At 63.8% G+C, this 13,822-nt stretch carries 15 protein-coding genes; 5 read left to right on the top strand and 10 right to left on the bottom strand.

The genetic code is table 11. The features are described from left to right. Positions 1–2 precede the first annotated feature (2 nt). On the bottom strand, positions 3–1,577 hold the full coding sequence (ubiB, locus tag EJ076_RS31605; protein WP_126070507.1) for a 2-polyprenylphenol 6-hydroxylase: 1,575 nt from the start codon (positions 1,575–1,577) through the stop codon (positions 3–5). A 70-nt stretch (positions 1,578–1,647) separates the two neighbouring features. Next, a complete protein-coding gene (gene ubiE, locus EJ076_RS31600; protein WP_109658873.1) occupies positions 1,648–2,424 on the bottom strand; it encodes a bifunctional demethylmenaquinone methyltransferase/2-methoxy-6-polyprenyl-1,4-benzoquinol methylase UbiE in 777 nt (258 codons plus the stop codon). Positions 2,425–2,558: 134 nt separating this feature from the next. Between ubiE and EJ076_RS31595 the strand changes: the two genes are divergently transcribed. From EJ076_RS31595 to EJ076_RS31585, 3 genes are all read left to right on the top strand, one after another. After that, entirely contained in the window at positions 2,559–3,533 is a 975-nt protein-coding gene (locus tag EJ076_RS31595) for an adenosine deaminase (RefSeq protein ID WP_126070506.1), read from the top strand. Between the two features lie 147 nt (positions 3,534–3,680). Then, the gene (upp, locus tag EJ076_RS31590; protein WP_023671129.1) at positions 3,681–4,310 is read left to right on the top strand and encodes a uracil phosphoribosyltransferase; all 630 of its coding nucleotides are present in this window, start codon (positions 3,681–3,683) and stop codon (positions 4,308–4,310) included. A gap of 95 nt (positions 4,311–4,405) precedes the next feature. Beyond that, the gene (locus EJ076_RS31585; protein ID WP_126070505.1) at positions 4,406–4,969 is read left to right on the top strand and encodes a TIGR02281 family clan AA aspartic protease; all 564 of its coding nucleotides are present in this window, start codon (positions 4,406–4,408) and stop codon (positions 4,967–4,969) included. Positions 4,970–5,055: 86 nt separating this feature from the next. Here EJ076_RS31585 and deoA read toward each other — a convergent pair whose 3' ends face one another. The 6 genes from deoA to EJ076_RS31555 form a co-directional block, all read right to left on the bottom strand. Continuing rightward, positions 5,056–6,375, bottom strand: a complete 1,320-nt coding sequence (deoA, locus tag EJ076_RS31580) for a thymidine phosphorylase (protein ID WP_109658876.1) — start codon at positions 6,373–6,375, stop codon at positions 5,056–5,058. Continuing rightward, positions 6,375–7,184, bottom strand: a complete 810-nt coding sequence (locus EJ076_RS31575; RefSeq protein WP_126070504.1) for a purine-nucleoside phosphorylase — start codon at positions 7,182–7,184, stop codon at positions 6,375–6,377. Before EJ076_RS31575 ends, deoA begins: the two co-directional genes overlap by 1 nt. Positions 7,185–7,214: 30 nt before the next feature. Beyond that, entirely contained in the window at positions 7,215–7,607 is a 393-nt protein-coding gene (cdd, locus tag EJ076_RS31570) for a cytidine deaminase (protein WP_109658878.1), read from the bottom strand. Between the two features lie 62 nt (positions 7,608–7,669). Further along, a complete protein-coding gene (locus EJ076_RS31565) occupies positions 7,670–8,641 on the bottom strand; it encodes an ABC transporter permease (protein WP_126070503.1) in 972 nt (323 codons plus the stop codon). A gap of 1 nt (position 8,642) precedes the next feature. Next, positions 8,643–9,782, bottom strand: coding sequence for an ABC transporter permease (locus EJ076_RS31560; RefSeq protein ID WP_126070502.1), 1,140 nt, complete (start codon positions 9,780–9,782; stop codon positions 8,643–8,645). Beyond that, the gene (locus tag EJ076_RS31555; RefSeq protein ID WP_126070501.1) at positions 9,779–11,311 is read right to left on the bottom strand and encodes an ABC transporter ATP-binding protein; all 1,533 of its coding nucleotides are present in this window, start codon (positions 11,309–11,311) and stop codon (positions 9,779–9,781) included. The genes EJ076_RS31560 and EJ076_RS31555 overlap by 4 nt, the downstream gene beginning before the upstream one ends. Before the next feature lie 203 nt (positions 11,312–11,514). On the opposite strand from EJ076_RS31555, the gene EJ076_RS31550 reads away from it, so the two are divergent. Further along, positions 11,515–11,721: a SlyX family protein gene (locus tag EJ076_RS31550; protein WP_181956538.1), complete on the top strand. Its 207-nt coding sequence runs from the start codon at positions 11,515–11,517 to the stop codon at positions 11,719–11,721. 22 nt (positions 11,722–11,743) lie between these two features. Next, positions 11,744–12,214: a hypothetical protein gene (locus EJ076_RS35925; protein WP_245462924.1), complete on the top strand. Its 471-nt coding sequence runs from the start codon at positions 11,744–11,746 to the stop codon at positions 12,212–12,214. On the opposite strand, the gene EJ076_RS31540 is transcribed toward EJ076_RS35925, so the two are convergent. Together EJ076_RS31540 and EJ076_RS31535 are read right to left on the bottom strand one after the other, a co-directional pair. Continuing rightward, a complete protein-coding gene (locus tag EJ076_RS31540; protein ID WP_126070500.1) occupies positions 12,137–12,598 on the bottom strand; it encodes a GNAT family N-acetyltransferase in 462 nt (153 codons plus the stop codon). The two genes, EJ076_RS35925 and EJ076_RS31540, sit on opposite strands and share 78 nt — an antisense overlap. Before the next feature lie 117 nt (positions 12,599–12,715). Next, positions 12,716–13,705 carry a BMP family ABC transporter substrate-binding protein gene (locus EJ076_RS31535; protein WP_109661151.1) on the bottom strand — a complete coding sequence of 330 codons (990 nt, stop codon included), beginning with the start codon at positions 13,703–13,705 and terminating at the stop codon, positions 12,716–12,718. Positions 13,706–13,822: the final 117 nt, after the last annotated feature.

The following is a 13,822-nucleotide window of genomic DNA, read 5'->3' as shown; positions in this document are numbered from 1 at the left end:
CGCTAGATGATCTTCCAGGCGATATAGACGAGCGTCAGCGCGATCACCCACAGCGCCAGGCGGCCGGAGCGGCTGTAGCGCGCCTCGGCCTTGCCGATGGCGCGCGCGGTTGTCTCGTCGAAGCGCAGGCCGTGCTCGGCCATCAGGTCGATCTCGCGCGACAGCCGGTCGGTGCGCGCCGCAAGCTCGGGTACCTGGCGGGCCAGCGTCAGCAGCGCCTTGGCGCCGTCGCGCGCATCGATCATCATGCCACGTGGACCAAGGTTGCCGGCGATCCAGCCGCCGACCACCGGTTCGGCGGTCTTCCACATATTGAAAGCCGGGTCGAGCGTGCGCGCCACGCCCTCGACCACCACCATGGTCTTCTGCAGCAGAATCAGCTCCGGCCGCGTCGCCATGTCGAAGAGTTCGGTCACTTCGAACAGCAGGGTCAAAAGCTTGGCCATCGAAATGGTCTCGGCCGGCTGGCCGTGGATCGGCTCGCCGATCGCCCGGATCGCCTGCGCGAAGGCCGCGACATTGTGCTGGCGCGGCACATAGCCGGCCTCGAAATGCACCTCGGCGACGCGCAGATAGTCGCGCGTGATGAAACCGTAGAGGATTTCGGCGAGGAAGCGGCGCTCCTTCTTGCCGAGCCTGCCGGCGATGCCGAGATCGACGGCGACGATGGTGCCGTTTGCCTCGACGAAGAGGTTGCCCGGGTGCATGTCGGCGTGGAAGAAGCCGTCGCGCAGCGTGTGGCGCAGGAACGACTGGATGAGGTTGGCGGCGATCGCCTTCAGATCGTGGCCGGCGGCTTCGAGACCGGCAATGTCGTTCATCTTGACGCCGTCGACCCATTCCATGGTCAGCACGTCGCGGCCGGTGCGCTCCCAGTCGACGGATGGCACGCGAAAGCCGGGATCGTCTTTGGTGTTTTCGCCCAGTTCCGAAAGGGCGGCCGCCTCGAGCCTCAGATCCATTTCGATCTTGGTGGTCTGTGCCAGCGTCTCGGTGACCTCGACCGGCCGCAGCCGGCGCGACGACGGGATGTATTTTTCCTGCAGGCGGGCGGCGAGGAAATAGCTTTCGAGATCCTGGAAGAAGCGGCGGCGCACGCCGGGCCGGATCACCTTGACCGCCATCTTGGTGGCAACGCCGTCATGGATGGTGTCGGCGGCATGGACCTGGGCGATGGAGGCGGCTGCGACCGGATCGCCGAATTGCGCGTAGAGATCGGCGACCTTGCGCCCGAGCGAAGCCTCGATAGCCGCGACGGCTTCAGCCCTGGGGAAGGTGTGCATCTTGTCCTGCAACATAGCGAGATCGAGCGCCATGTCGTTGCCGACGACGTCGGGCCGTGTCGCTAGAAACTGGCCGAGCTTGACGTAGGATGGACCGAGCCGGACGACCGCCTTGGCCAGCCGGTCGCTGCGCTCATAGGCAAGGGCGCGGCGGCGGGTGAACAGCCGTGCCAGCCGCCAGCCGAACTTCGGCAGGCCTGATAGCTCCTCGCCCGGCAAGGCGGCGACGACGCCCTCGCGAACCAGCACCCAGCCGGCCCTTACGAGCCGAAATCCAGCGCTGACCGTGCTCATGGCCGCGCCCGTCCTGCCGGCTCGTTGAACCGGCACAGACCACATCGCGTGCGAGAAATGCGAGCCAGCCTCAAAGCTTCCAGCCCGAATGAAGCGCGGCAATACCGCCGGAATAATTGCGGAAGGAAACGCGATCGAAGCCGGCGCGGGAAATCATCGTCGCGAAATTCTGCTGGTTGGGAAACCTGGCGATCGATTCGACCAGATAGGAATAGGGCTCGCCGTCGCCGGTGACCATCTTGCCGATCTTCGGAATCGCATTGAACGACCAGGCCTCGTAGGCCTTGTCGAGCAGCGGCATCTCGACTTCGGAAAATTCCAGGCACAGGAAGCGCCCGCCCGGCTTCAGCACGCGAAACGCTTCTGCGAGCGCGACATCGATGCGCGGCACGTTGCGGATGCCGAAAGCGATGGTGTAGGCGTCGAATGTGGCATCAGCGAAGGGCAGTTCCTCGGCATTGGCCTCGACGAAATCGGTGTTGCCGGACAGGCCTTTCTTTTCGGCCCGGTCGCGGCCGACGGCCAGCATCGAGCCATTGATGTCGAGCACGGTGGCATGGGCGTTGCCGTGGCTGGCATCGACGATGCGGAAGGCGATGTCGCCGGTGCCTCCGGCAACGTCGAGCACCTTCCAGCCCGCCCGTTTCGGCGGGTTGAGCCATGTCACCATGGCATCCTTCCACAGCCGGTGCAGGCCAGCCGACATCAGATCGTTCATCAGGTCGTAGCGGTTCGCGACCTTGTGGAAAACATCGTTGACCAGGGACTGCTTGTCGCCAGCCCCTACACGCTTGAAACCATAGGAGGTTTCCATGCCGCCCGCGGCCGTGGTTCTCTCAACTGACATTTTTTTGATCCGTCATAAAACCGGCGGGACCATAGCCGATCGATGGTGCGGGCGCTATTGTTTAAGGCGCGGTGTTCAGCCGCGCTTCCAGGTGGCGGGTTTTCAAGACCTGGACAGACCGACGGGATGATTGAATGCCTTTGAAAGCGGAACTGCACTGCCACATTGAAGGGGCAGCGGCGCCCGAACTCGTCATCCGCCAGGCGCAGAAATACGGCAAGGATACCTCGCCCTATATCCAGAACGGTTCCTTCGTCTGGCACGATTTCACATCGTTCCTTGCCGCTTACGATTTTTCCGCCGACCTGTTCCGGACCGAGGAGGATTACGCGCGGCTGGCCGACCATTATCTGACCAGTCTCGCCCGCGACGGGGCGATCTATTCCGAGGTCTTCACGTCGCCGGATCATGCCAGAAAGGCCGGGTTGTCGCCCAAGGCCTATACCGACGCGCTCGGCGAGGGCATGGTCCGCGCCAAGGCCAAGACCGGCATCGAGGGCCGCATGATCGTAACCGGCGTGCGCCATGTCGGCGTCGAGTCGATCGAGCAGGCGGCGCGTTTCGCAGCGCGCTGCGGGCATCCGCTGGTCACCGGTTTCGGCGTCGCCGGGGATGAGCGGATCGGCGAGATGGAGGACTATGTCAGGGCTTTCGAGATCGCTCGCGAGGCCGGGCTCGGCATCACCATCCATGCCGGCGAACTGACAGGCTGGGAGACCGTCCAGGCGGCACTCGATCACATCCGCCCCTCCCGCATCGGCCATGGCGTGCGCGCCATCGAAAACCCGGACCTTGTCCGGCGCATTGCCGACGAGGGCGTCGTGCTGGAATGCTGCCCCGGCTCCAACATCGCGCTCAAGGTGTTCGACAGCTTTGCCGACCATCCGTTTCCGGCCCTGCAGGCAGCCGGCTGCAAGGTGACGCTCAATTCCGACGACCCGCCCTATTTCTGGACTTCGCTAAAGCGCGAATACGACATCGCCGGCGAGCATTTCTCGATGAACGAAAAGGCGCTGACTGCCGTTACCCGCACCGCCATCGAAGCCGCTTTCGTCGACAAAAAGACCAAGACCGCGCTTCTTGCCCGGTTGAACGGTGCGGCACGCTGATTTCTGCCGACAAAGCTGTGGTCGGGGCAGGCCAAGCGGTTCCTTGGCCGGCGCATTGTCGCTAGGGTTCGCTCAAGCAGCTTGAAGCGCGGCGCGTCCGAAAGGACCATGGCGCGCACTTTCGGGCGCAAGCATCAGGAGAACATCATGCAGGGCGTCACCGTCGTCGACCATCCGCTTGTCCAGCACAAGCTGACCATCATGCGCAAGAAGGAAACCTCGACGGCGGGCTTCCGCCGGCTGCTGCGCGAGATCTCGCTGCTGCTCGGCTATGAGGTCACCCGCAACCTCGAACTGACGACGACGACGATCGAAACGCCGATGGAAACCATGGAGGCGCCGACGCTGGAGGGCAAAAAGCTGGTCTTCGCCTCGGTGCTGCGTGCTGGCAACGGCTTGCTGGAAGGCCTGCTCGATCTGGTGCCGGCGGCCCGCGTCGCCCATGTCGGTCTCTACCGCGATCACGAAACGCTTGAAGCGGTCGAATATTTCTTCAAGGCGCCGAGCGACCTCGCTGACCGGCTGGTGATCGTCGTCGATCCGATGCTGGCCACCGCCAATTCGGCGATCGCGGCGATCGACAAGCTGAAAGAGCGCGGCGCCACCAACATCCGTTTCCTTTGCCTGCTGGCAGCGCCCGAAGGCATCGAGCGTTTCACCAAGGCGCATCCGGACGTTCCCGTCTTCACCGCCTCGATCGACCGCCAGCTCAACGAGAAGGGCTACATCATGCCCGGCCTCGGCGATGCCGGCGACCGCATGTACGGGACCAAATAATTTACCAATTGTTTACGCAAAGGCGGGTTTCTGGCGCCCGTTAAAGCGGCAAACACCATCCAGGCTTAAGGATCGGCTGTCACAAAGGCCGATCCATGCTGCGCAAGCTTCTCATCCTCGGTGTTTTCGCCGGTACATCGGCATCGATACCGATTGTGTATCAGTCGAATCCGCAATTCGTCGAAAACCTGCTGAAATCGGTGGCGCCGAGCAAACCCGCGGAAGAGGCCCAACCCAACGTCAACCTGGCATCGGTCCCCGACAAGCCGGCGGCGTCGCTGCCGATGGGCCGCAAGGTTGTCGTTGCGGCAGACGAGCGCGGACATTTTTCATCGGCCTTCAAGCTGAACGGACGTCAGGTCGACGGCATGATCGACACCGGCGCCACGCTGGTCGCCATCAACACCTCGACGGCGCGCAAGATCGGCCTGTCGCTGAACGCTTCCGACTTCAGCCACGAGGTCAGCACCGCCAACGGCACCATCAAGGCGGCCGTTGCAATGATCGACCGCCTGCAGATCGGCAGCATCACGGTCAACGACGTCCAGACCATCGTGCTCGACGACAGGGCGCTGCGCACCAATCTGATCGGCATGAGCTTCCTCAACCGGCTCGACAAATACCAGGTCGAGAACGGCACGCTGCTGCTCGTCCAGTAAGGGTCTATTCGTTTTCCGCAATTCCCAAGGGAAAGCGCTATGCGCTTTTCCTGGGAAAACCGCTTCACACTTTTCCTGGAATTGCCCTAGCCGCGCGGAAGAATCCGCCGGATGACCGATTTGTCGGCGGGCGGCTTCGAAGCGCCGACCGTATAGGCCGAAAGCACGGCGTCGGCCGCCGCCTCGGCATCGGCCAATGAGCGGGCATGGATCAGCGCCAACGGCTCGCCAGCCCGAACCTCGGCTCCGACCGGCAACAGCCTGGTGATGCCGACCGCGGGATCGACCTTGTCGTCCGGTCGCGTGCGTCCGCCTCCCAGGCCGACCACGGCGAGCCCGACGTCGCGGGTCGCGATGCCAGTGACAAAGCCGTTTGCGGTCGCCTTGACGGCAAATTCGGTCGCCGCTGCGGCCAGGTATTTTTCCGGCTTCTCGATGAAATCGGCCGGGCCGCCGAGCACGGCCACCATGCGCGCGAAGGTGGCGGCGGCGCGGCCGCTGGCGAGCGTCTCGGTGGCGCGCCGCATGCCGTCCTGATTGGACGACACCAGCCCGGCCGACTGCAGCATTTCGGCGGCCAGCGCCAGCGTCACGTCCTCCAGCCGACGGTCACGAAACCGGCCGGTGAGGAAATCGACGGCGTTGCGCACCTCAACGGCGTTGCCGGCGGCCGACGCCAGCGGCTCGTTCATGCCGGTGATCAACGCCGAGGCCTTCAGTCCGGCGCCATTGGCGATTTCGACCAGGCTGTTGGCGAGCGCGGTGGCGTCGCGCGATTTTTCCATGAAGGCGCCGTTGCCGACCTTGACGTCGAGCACCAGCGATTGCAGCCCGGCCGCCAGCTTCTTCGACAGGATCGAAGCGGTGATCAGCGGCACCGATTCGACCGTGCCGGTGACGTCGCGGATCGCATAGAGCCGTCGATCGGCCGGCGCGAGGTCAGCGGTCTGGCCGATGATGGCGCAGCCGGTTTCGAGCACCGCCTTGCGAAACAGTGCGATATCGGGCTGGCTGGTGTAGCCGGGGATCGCATCCATCTTGTCCAGCGTGCCGCCGGTGTGGCCAAGGCCGCGGCCCGATATCATCGGTATATAAGCGCCGCAGGCGGCGACGATCGGCGCCAGCATCAGCGAGACATTGTCGCCGACGCCGCCAGTCGAATGCTTGTCGGTGACCGGGCCGGGCAGGTCCGACCAGTCTAGCACGTCACCGGAATCGCGCATCGCCAGCGTCAGCGCCACCGCCTCGTCGCGGTTCATGCCGTTGAAGAACACCGCCATGGCGAAGGCGCCGACCTGGCCATCCGAAACGGCCCCTGACGTCACGCCCTCGACGAAGCCGGCGATCTCCTGCTCCGACAGCCTGAGGCCATCGCGCTTGCGGCGGATGATTTCCTGCGGAAGCATCAGCTCTCCAGCAGTCCGTCGCGGAACACGCGCTGCAGGATCTTTGCCAGCCGCGCGCCGCCTACCGGCGCCATGTCCTTGGTCTCCTGGTGCGAAAGCTCAGCCCCGGTCATGCCGGCGGCCAAATTGGTGATGACCGAACAGGCGGCGACGCGCAGTCCGAGGAAACGGGCGAGAATGACCTCCGGTACGGTCGACATGCCGACCGCGTTGGCGCCCATGATGCGCGCCATGCGGATTTCAGCGGGTGTTTCGAAGCATGGCCCCGAGAACCACATGTAGACACCCTTGTGCAGTGTGGTGCCGGTCGCTTTCGCCGCCCGTTCGATGGCCTTGCGGATGTCGGCATCATAGGCCTCGGTGAGACCAACGAAGCGGCGGTCGCTGGGCTCGCCGATCAGCGGATTGGTGCCCGAGAAATTGATGTGGTCCGATATCAGCATCACCGAGCCCGGCGGCATGTCCGGATCGACCGAACCGGCGGCATTGGTGAGGATCAGTTTCGTGATGCCGATGCCGGCAAGCACTTCCAGCACTGGGCGCATCGCCGCCGCGTTGCCGTGCTCGTAGTAGTGGGCGCGGCCGGACAGCATCAGCACCGGCACACCGGCAAACAGCCCCGCGACCACTTCGCCGGTATGGCCGGTGACGCCGCTTCTGGGAAAGCCCGGCAGGTCGGCATAGGGGATGCGGATCGGATGCTCGATCTGGTCGACCAGCCCGCCCAGACCCGAACCCAGCACCAGCGCTGTCAACGGCGCCAAGCCGTCCAGTCTTTCGATGAGATGATCCAGAGCCTTTTCCGTCATTGCAGCCAGCTCTTCATTTCAGCCCGTTGTTCATTTCAAAATGTCGCCGCGGAAGCCATAGGGCAGCATCTCGCCCATGGTCACGGTCTCGGCCACACCGGCATTGTCGCAGAGATAGAGCTTTGTTTCCGGCCGGCAGAATTCAGCCAGTCGCTGCCGGCAGCCGCCGCAAGGCGAGCATTTCGCCATGCGCTCGGCAAGAACGGCGATTTCCACGATCTTGCCGCCACCGCCCATGATGTAGTGGCCGAGGGCTGTGGTCTCGGCGCACCAGCCTTCCGGGTAGGAGGCGACCTCGATATTGGCGCCGGTAAAGACGCGCCCGTCCTCGGTGCGCAAGGCAGCGCCCACCGGAAATTTCGAATAGGGTGCGTAGGCCTTGGCCATGGCAGCCTTGGCGGCCTCGAACAGATCATGCGACATTCAGGTGTTCTCTCCGATGATCGTGTCCAAAACCCGGCACCAAGCCGCCCCGCTGCTGCGGCTCAGCGTTCCTTGACGTAAGGCACGCCGCCGGCGCGTGGCGGAATGGCCTTGCCGATGAAGCCGGCGAGCAGGATGACGGTGAGGATGTAGGGCAGCGCCTGCATGAACTGCACCGGCACCTTGCCGATGATGGGCAGTGGCGAGCCTTGCAGGCGGATCGACAGCGCGTCGAGGAAGCCGAACAACAGGCAGGCGAACATGGCGTTGACCGGTTTCCACTTGGCGAAGATCAGCGCAGCCAGCGCGATATAGCCCTTGCCGGCGGTCATGTCCTTCACGAAGCCGCCATTTTGCACCATCGACAGATAGGCGCCTGCAATGCCGGTGAGGATGCCGGTGCAGATCAGCGCCCGGTAGCGCAGCCAGGCGACCGAGATGCCGGCGGTGTCGACGGCCGCCGGGTTCTCGCCCACGGCGCGCAGGCGCAGGCCGAAGCGGGTGCGAAACAGCACCCACCAGGTGAACGGCACCATCGCGAAGGCGAGATAGACCAGGATCGAGTGACCCGACAGTAGCTCGGCATAGATCGGCCCAACGATCGGCACGTCGCGGATGGCGTCGGCACCCGGCAGAGTGATGGCCTCGAAGCGCTCGCCCGGTTGCAGCGCCGGCGTGCGTCCACCCTGCTGGAACCAGGCCTGGCCGAGAATGATGGTCGAGCCGGCGGCGATGAAATTGATCGCCACGCCGGAGACGATCTGGTTGCCGCGATGGGTGATGGAGGCAAAGCCGTGGATCATGGCAAAGGCGACCGAGATCAGGATCGCCATGCCGAGGCCGAGAAAGGCCGAATGGAACACGGAAGCGGCCGCAGCACCGGCGAAGGCGCCGACCAGCATCTTGCCTTCGAGGCCGATGTCGAAGATGCCGGCGCGCTCCGAATAGAGGCCGGCGAGGCAAGCAAGCAGCAGCGGCACCGAGAGGCGGATGGTGGAGTCCAGTGTCTGGACGATTGCGTTGAACACGTCCATCTCAGGCACCCTTCCCCTTGACCGCTTCCATGCCGACCGATCGCGGACTGAACGAGGCGAACAGCGCCTGGATGTAGGGCCGGAACATGTGCTCGAGGGCGCCGGCAAACAGGATCACCAGACCCTGGATGATGACGATCATGTCGCGGCTGATCGCCGGCATCTCGAAGGCAAGCTCGGCGCCGCCCTGGTAGAGCATGCCAAACAGGATCGCCGCCAGGACGATGCCGACCGGGTGCAGGCGGCCCATCAGCGCCACGGCGATGCCGACGAAGCCGGCGCCGGAAACGAAGTCGATGGCGACATTGTGCTGGTCGCCCATCACCGGGTTGAGCGCCATCATGCCGGCGAGTGCACCGGAGATCATCATGGCGGTGATGATGATGCGGGTTTCGGAAATGCCGGCATAGCGCGCCGCCTTTGGGCTGTGACCGTAGGTGCGCATCTCATAGCCGAGCTTGGTGCGCCAGATCAGCAGCCAGACCAGGAAGGCCATGGCCAGCGCCAGCAGAAAGGAAATGTTGAGCGGCGCCGAACGGATCTTGGCGCCGAACAGCTCGATGATCCAATTGAGCTTCGGCAATTCCGCTCCGGCGAGGAAGTTGCGCGTCTGCGGCGCTTGCGATGCTGCCGGCTTCAACGGGCCCACCAGCAGGTAGACCATGATCGAGGCGGCGATGAAGTTGAACATGATGGTGGTGATGACGATGTGCGAGCCGCGCTTGGCCTGCAGATAGGCGGGAATAAGCGCCCACAACGCGCCCACGACCGCCGCAGCGACGATGGCCAGCGGAAAGGTCAGCCACCACGGCAGCGTGCTGTCGAAGGAAAGACAGACGATGGCGATGCCGAGGCCGGCAATGTAGGCCTGTCCCTCAGTGCCGATGTTGAACAGGCCGCAATGCGCTGCCACGGCGACCGAAAGCCCGGTGAAGATGAATGTGGTGGCATAGAACAGGGTGAAGGCAATGCCAGTGCCCTTGCCGAAGGCGCCCTCGACCAGGATGACGGCGGCACGCAACGGGTTCTCGCCGACCAGAAGCACGACGAAGCCGGCGACGACGAAGGCGACGAACAGATTGATCAGCGGGATCAGGCCATAGTCGGCCCAGGCCGGCAGTTTGGCGTAAGGCGTGCTCATTGCGCGGCCTCCTGCTGCTCGACGCCGGCCATTAGCAGGCCGAGCTCGCCTTCGGTCGCTTCCGGGCCGCGCTCGCCGACGATGCGGCCGGCAAACATCACCAGGATGCGATCTGAGAGGGATCGGATCTCATCCAGCTCGACCGAGACCACCAGCACCGCCTTGCCCTGGTCGCGCATGGCGATCAGACGCTTGTGGATGAATTCGATGGCGCCGACATCGACGCCGCGCGTCGGCTGGCCGACGATGAGAACACCCGGGTCTTGTTCCATTTCCCGCGCAAGCACAATCTTCTGCTGGTTGCCGCCGGAGAAATTGGCGGTCTTCAGCCGGCAGTCCGCCGGGCGGATGTCGTATTTGGCGATCTTGTCCTTGGCATCGTCACGGATCGCATCGATGTTGAGGAACGGCCCCTTCAAATAGCGCGGGTCGTCATGATAGCCAAGGATGGAATTCTCATTCTCCTCGAAGGCCAGCACCAGCCCGACATGGTGGCGGTCCTCCGGCACGTGCGCCAGGCCGCGGTCGCGCAACTCGCCCGGATCGGCGGCGCCGGTCAGGTCGATGGGCTTGCCGTCGAGCATGACCGAGCCGGAGACGGCACGCCTGATGCCGGAAATCGCCTCGAGCAGTTCGGATTGGCCGTTGCCGGCGACGCCGGCGATGCCGACGATCTCGCCGGCCCTTATATCGAAGGAGATGTCGTCGACCATGGTGACGCCGCGCGTGTCCTTCACCGTCAGGTTCTTGACCGCGAGCTTGACGCCGCCGGCTTCCGCCTCGCCCTTTTCGACCCTGAGCAGCACGCGCCGCCCGACCATCAGTTCGGCCAGTTCCTCGACCGTGGTCTTGGCTGTCTCGCGCGTCGCCACCATCGTGCCCTGGCGCATAACCGACACCATGTCGGTGATGGCCATGATCTCGCGCAGTTTGTGGGTGATCAGCACCACCGTCTTGCCTTGATCCTTCAACTGCCTGAGGATGCGGAACAGATGGTCGGCCTCGGCAGGCGTCAGCACACCCGTCGGCTCGTCGAGGATCAGGATCTCGGCGCCGCGATAGAGCGCCTTGAGTATCTCCACACGCTGCTGCAGGCCGACCGGCAGTTCCTCGATGATCGCATCGGGATCGACTTCCAGCCCGTATTCGCGCTCAAGCCGCTCCAGTTCGGAGCGCGCCTTGGCAATGCTCTTCTTCAGCAGCGCATCGCTTTCGGCGCCGAGGATGACGTTTTCCAGCACCGAGAAATTGTCGACCAGCATGAAATGCTGATGCACCATGCCGATGCCAAGCGCGATCGCGTCATTGGGCGTCTTGATCGAGGCCGGCTGGCCGCCGACGCGGATCTCGCCGCTGTCGGCCTGGTAGAAGCCATAGAGGATCGACATCAGCGTCGACTTTCCGGCCCCGTTCTCGCCAACGATGCCGTGGATGGTGCCGCGCGCGATCTCCAGATTGATGTCGCGGTTGGCGCGCACGGCGCCAAAACTCTTGTTGATGCCGATCAGCTCGATTGCGGCTTGCGCCATGCAGCCTGTCCCACTCTTATTTTTTTATCGCTTGGTCAAAACGCCTAGCATGACGCTCCGTCCATGCCAATTGGCCGGAGCAGGGTTCACTCTCGACAAATCCCGGTGCGCTTGTCAATTTCCAACGTGGCCGGGACCTTCATATTCGCTAATATGGCGAGGCTCAAATTCGCAGGACGATGCGAGACTAGGGATTCTGAATGATCATGCCCGCCGACCGGCTGACGACGCTGGAGATCCGCGCCGCCGAACAGGAGAAGACCATCGAGGAACTGTCCGGCCAGATCGCCGAGCAGTGGAAGGTGATCGAGCGCATGCAGCGCAAGCTCGATGCCCTGACGGATCGCTTCCTGGCGCTTGAAGAGCAGGCAGGAGATGACGTGCCTGTAACCAAGCCGCCGCATTGGTGAGGAAAAAGGGAGGGTGCACGCCATGGCCGGTGAAAGCGATCGCATCGCGCGGGCCGGCGACTATGTGCTCGGCCTGATGAACGATAAGGACCGGGAGCGGGCAGAACGGGATCTGGAGATCGACCCGGCCTTCCGCGATGCCGTGGTGCGGCTTGCCGAACGCATGCATGTCTTCGACCGTGCCGAACCAGCGGATGGCGAAAAGCGCTGGAAGCAGATCACGCAGCGCATTGCCGACCTGCCGCAGATGCGCACCTCTGGCCTGAGCGATGCCAGGTCGCCAACCGTGATCCGAAGCCTGCCACAGCGGCCGCACGGCATTGGCCGCACCGCGCATTGGCCGCTGGCGCCGGCGATTGTCTGGTCGGTGATCGTGGCGCGCGGGTCGGCAAGTTTTAGAGCTTTGTTTTCGGGATCATGCTCGCGGCTGGCACGACATCAGAGCCATCGTTTCGTCGTCCTGCGCAAAAACCTCAATCATGTTCCAGCCTAGGGCTGCGTAGAAATCACGTGCTTCCCATGTGTGGAGATAGAGGGTCTCAACACCTCGCACAGCCGCATGGGCTTCAGTCGCCCTGACCAGCGCGCTGCCGATCCCTGCGCCTCGATACCCGGCATCGACAACCAACCCGGCCAGCCATGGCGTGAGATCATGCGCTGGTTCAAGTTCGTGGCGGACCAGCAGGCACGCCCCAACCGGTATGTCGCCGAGCCGGGCCACGAATGCGACCTCGAAGCCATCACCGGCAAGCAGTCGGCGAAGGCCTGCCGCATCCTCTTCGACAGTCCTTGCCGTCCCCTCGAAAAAGGTGGCCAGGCGCAGTCGCGCGACGGCTGCTACATCGCGCTCCCGCATGGGTTCGATCGTCGGCTGCATCGTTGTCCCGGAATGGTGTCCGTTGCGGGTGGCGAATATTTCGCTCGACCCGGTAGAAGGCAAAACCGCCGGGCTTGCGCCCGGCGGTTTGCAGATCTTGGCTTATGTCCGTGCCGCTCAGTACGGGCAGGCGTTGTCAGCCGTATAGTCGTGCACTTCGAGCTTGCCAGCGATGATGTCGGCCTTGGCCTTTTCGACCGCCGCCTTCATCTCGTCCGTCACCAGCGCCTTGTTGTTGTCGTCCATGGCGTAGTCGACGCCGCCTTCCTTGAGGCCGAGGTTCTCGACGCCACCCTTGAAGGTGCCGTTCTTGCCGTCCATGAAGGCGGTGTAGACGGCAACGTCGACGCGCTTCATCATCGAGGTCAGCACTTTGCCCGGCTGCAGGCCGTTCTGGTTGGAATCGACGCCGATGCCGAGCTTGCCGGCATCAGCCGCCGCCTGCAGCACGCCGACGCCGGTGCCGCCGGCCGCCGCGTAGACCACGTCGGAGCCCTGGTCGATCTGCGTCTTGGCGATCTCGCCGCCCTTGGCCGGGTCGTTCCACGCCGCCGGCGTATCACCGGTCATGTTCTGGATGACGTCGGTCGCACCGGCCGACTTGGCGCCGCCGACATAGCCGCATTCGAACTTGCGGATCAGCGGGATGTCCATGCCGCCGACGAAGCTGACTTTCTTGGACTTCGAGGCCATCGCCGCCAGGATGCCGACGAGATAGGAGCCTTCGTTCTCCTTGAATACCAGCGAGCGAACATTGGGCAGGTCGACGGCGTCGTCGATGATGGCGAAGTTGAGATCGGGATATTCGGCCGCGACCTTCTTCAGCGCATCCTCCCAGGCGAAGCCGGCCATGACGATCGGGTTGTGGCCGTCCTCGGCGAAGCGGCGCAGCGCCTGCTCGCGCTGCGAGGCATTGGACACCTCGAACTCGACATAAGCGACGCCGGTCTCGGTCTTGAACTTCTCGGCGCCGTGATAGGCAGCCTCGTTGAAGGATTTGTCGAATTTGCCGCCGAGATCATAGAGGATGGCCGGCTGGACATCCGCGGCGAAAGCCGGAAGAACCATTGCGGTTGCGGCCAGAAGGCCGAGAACGATACGTTTCATGTGATCCACACCCTGTCGGTTATTTTTTCCGTTACGCACCGGATACCCACCCGGTTCTCCGGCAGGCATACGACGTCAGCCAGGAGTGTACTCCCCTCCCGCTCGGGTCAATCTGGC

The organism is Mesorhizobium sp. M7D.F.Ca.US.005.01.1.1 (assembly GCF_003952545.1).
Classification (GTDB): Bacteria; Pseudomonadota; Alphaproteobacteria; order Rhizobiales; family Rhizobiaceae; genus Mesorhizobium; species Mesorhizobium loti.
This window is presented reverse-complemented; position numbering and strand designations above follow the sequence as displayed.

Bases quoted from the DNA above. Each gene is read 5' to 3' on its own strand.
- upp (WP_023671129.1), top strand. From the start codon at position 3,681: ATGCAGGGCGTCACCGTCGTCGACCATCCGCTTGTCCAGCACAAGCTG.
- EJ076_RS31565 (WP_126070503.1), bottom strand. From the start codon at position 8,641: ATGGACGTGTTCAACGCAATCGTCCAGACACTGGACTCCACCATCCGC.
- cdd (WP_109658878.1), bottom strand. From the start codon at position 7,607: ATGTCGCATGATCTGTTCGAGGCCGCCAAGGCTGCCATGGCCAAGGCC.
- EJ076_RS31560 (WP_126070502.1), bottom strand. From the start codon at position 9,782: ATGAGCACGCCTTACGCCAAACTGCCGGCCTGGGCCGACTATGGCCTG.
- EJ076_RS35925 (WP_245462924.1), top strand. From the start codon at position 11,744: ATGGCCGGTGAAAGCGATCGCATCGCGCGGGCCGGCGACTATGTGCTC.
- EJ076_RS31585 (WP_126070505.1), top strand. From the start codon at position 4,406: ATGCTGCGCAAGCTTCTCATCCTCGGTGTTTTCGCCGGTACATCGGCA.
- deoA (WP_109658876.1), bottom strand. From the start codon at position 6,375: ATGCTTCCGCAGGAAATCATCCGCCGCAAGCGCGATGGCCTCAGGCTG.
- EJ076_RS31555 (WP_126070501.1), bottom strand. From the start codon at position 11,311: ATGGCGCAAGCCGCAATCGAGCTGATCGGCATCAACAAGAGTTTTGGC.
- EJ076_RS31535 (WP_109661151.1), bottom strand. From the start codon at position 13,705: ATGAAACGTATCGTTCTCGGCCTTCTGGCCGCAACCGCAATGGTTCTT.
- EJ076_RS31540 (WP_126070500.1), bottom strand. From the start codon at position 12,598: ATGCAGCCGACGATCGAACCCATGCGGGAGCGCGATGTAGCAGCCGTC.
- EJ076_RS31575 (WP_126070504.1), bottom strand. From the start codon at position 7,184: ATGACGGAAAAGGCTCTGGATCATCTCATCGAAAGACTGGACGGCTTG.
- ubiE (WP_109658873.1), bottom strand. From the start codon at position 2,424: ATGTCAGTTGAGAGAACCACGGCCGCGGGCGGCATGGAAACCTCCTAT.
- ubiB (WP_126070507.1), bottom strand. From the start codon at position 1,577: ATGAGCACGGTCAGCGCTGGATTTCGGCTCGTAAGGGCCGGCTGGGTG.
- EJ076_RS31595 (WP_126070506.1), top strand. From the start codon at position 2,559: ATGCCTTTGAAAGCGGAACTGCACTGCCACATTGAAGGGGCAGCGGCG.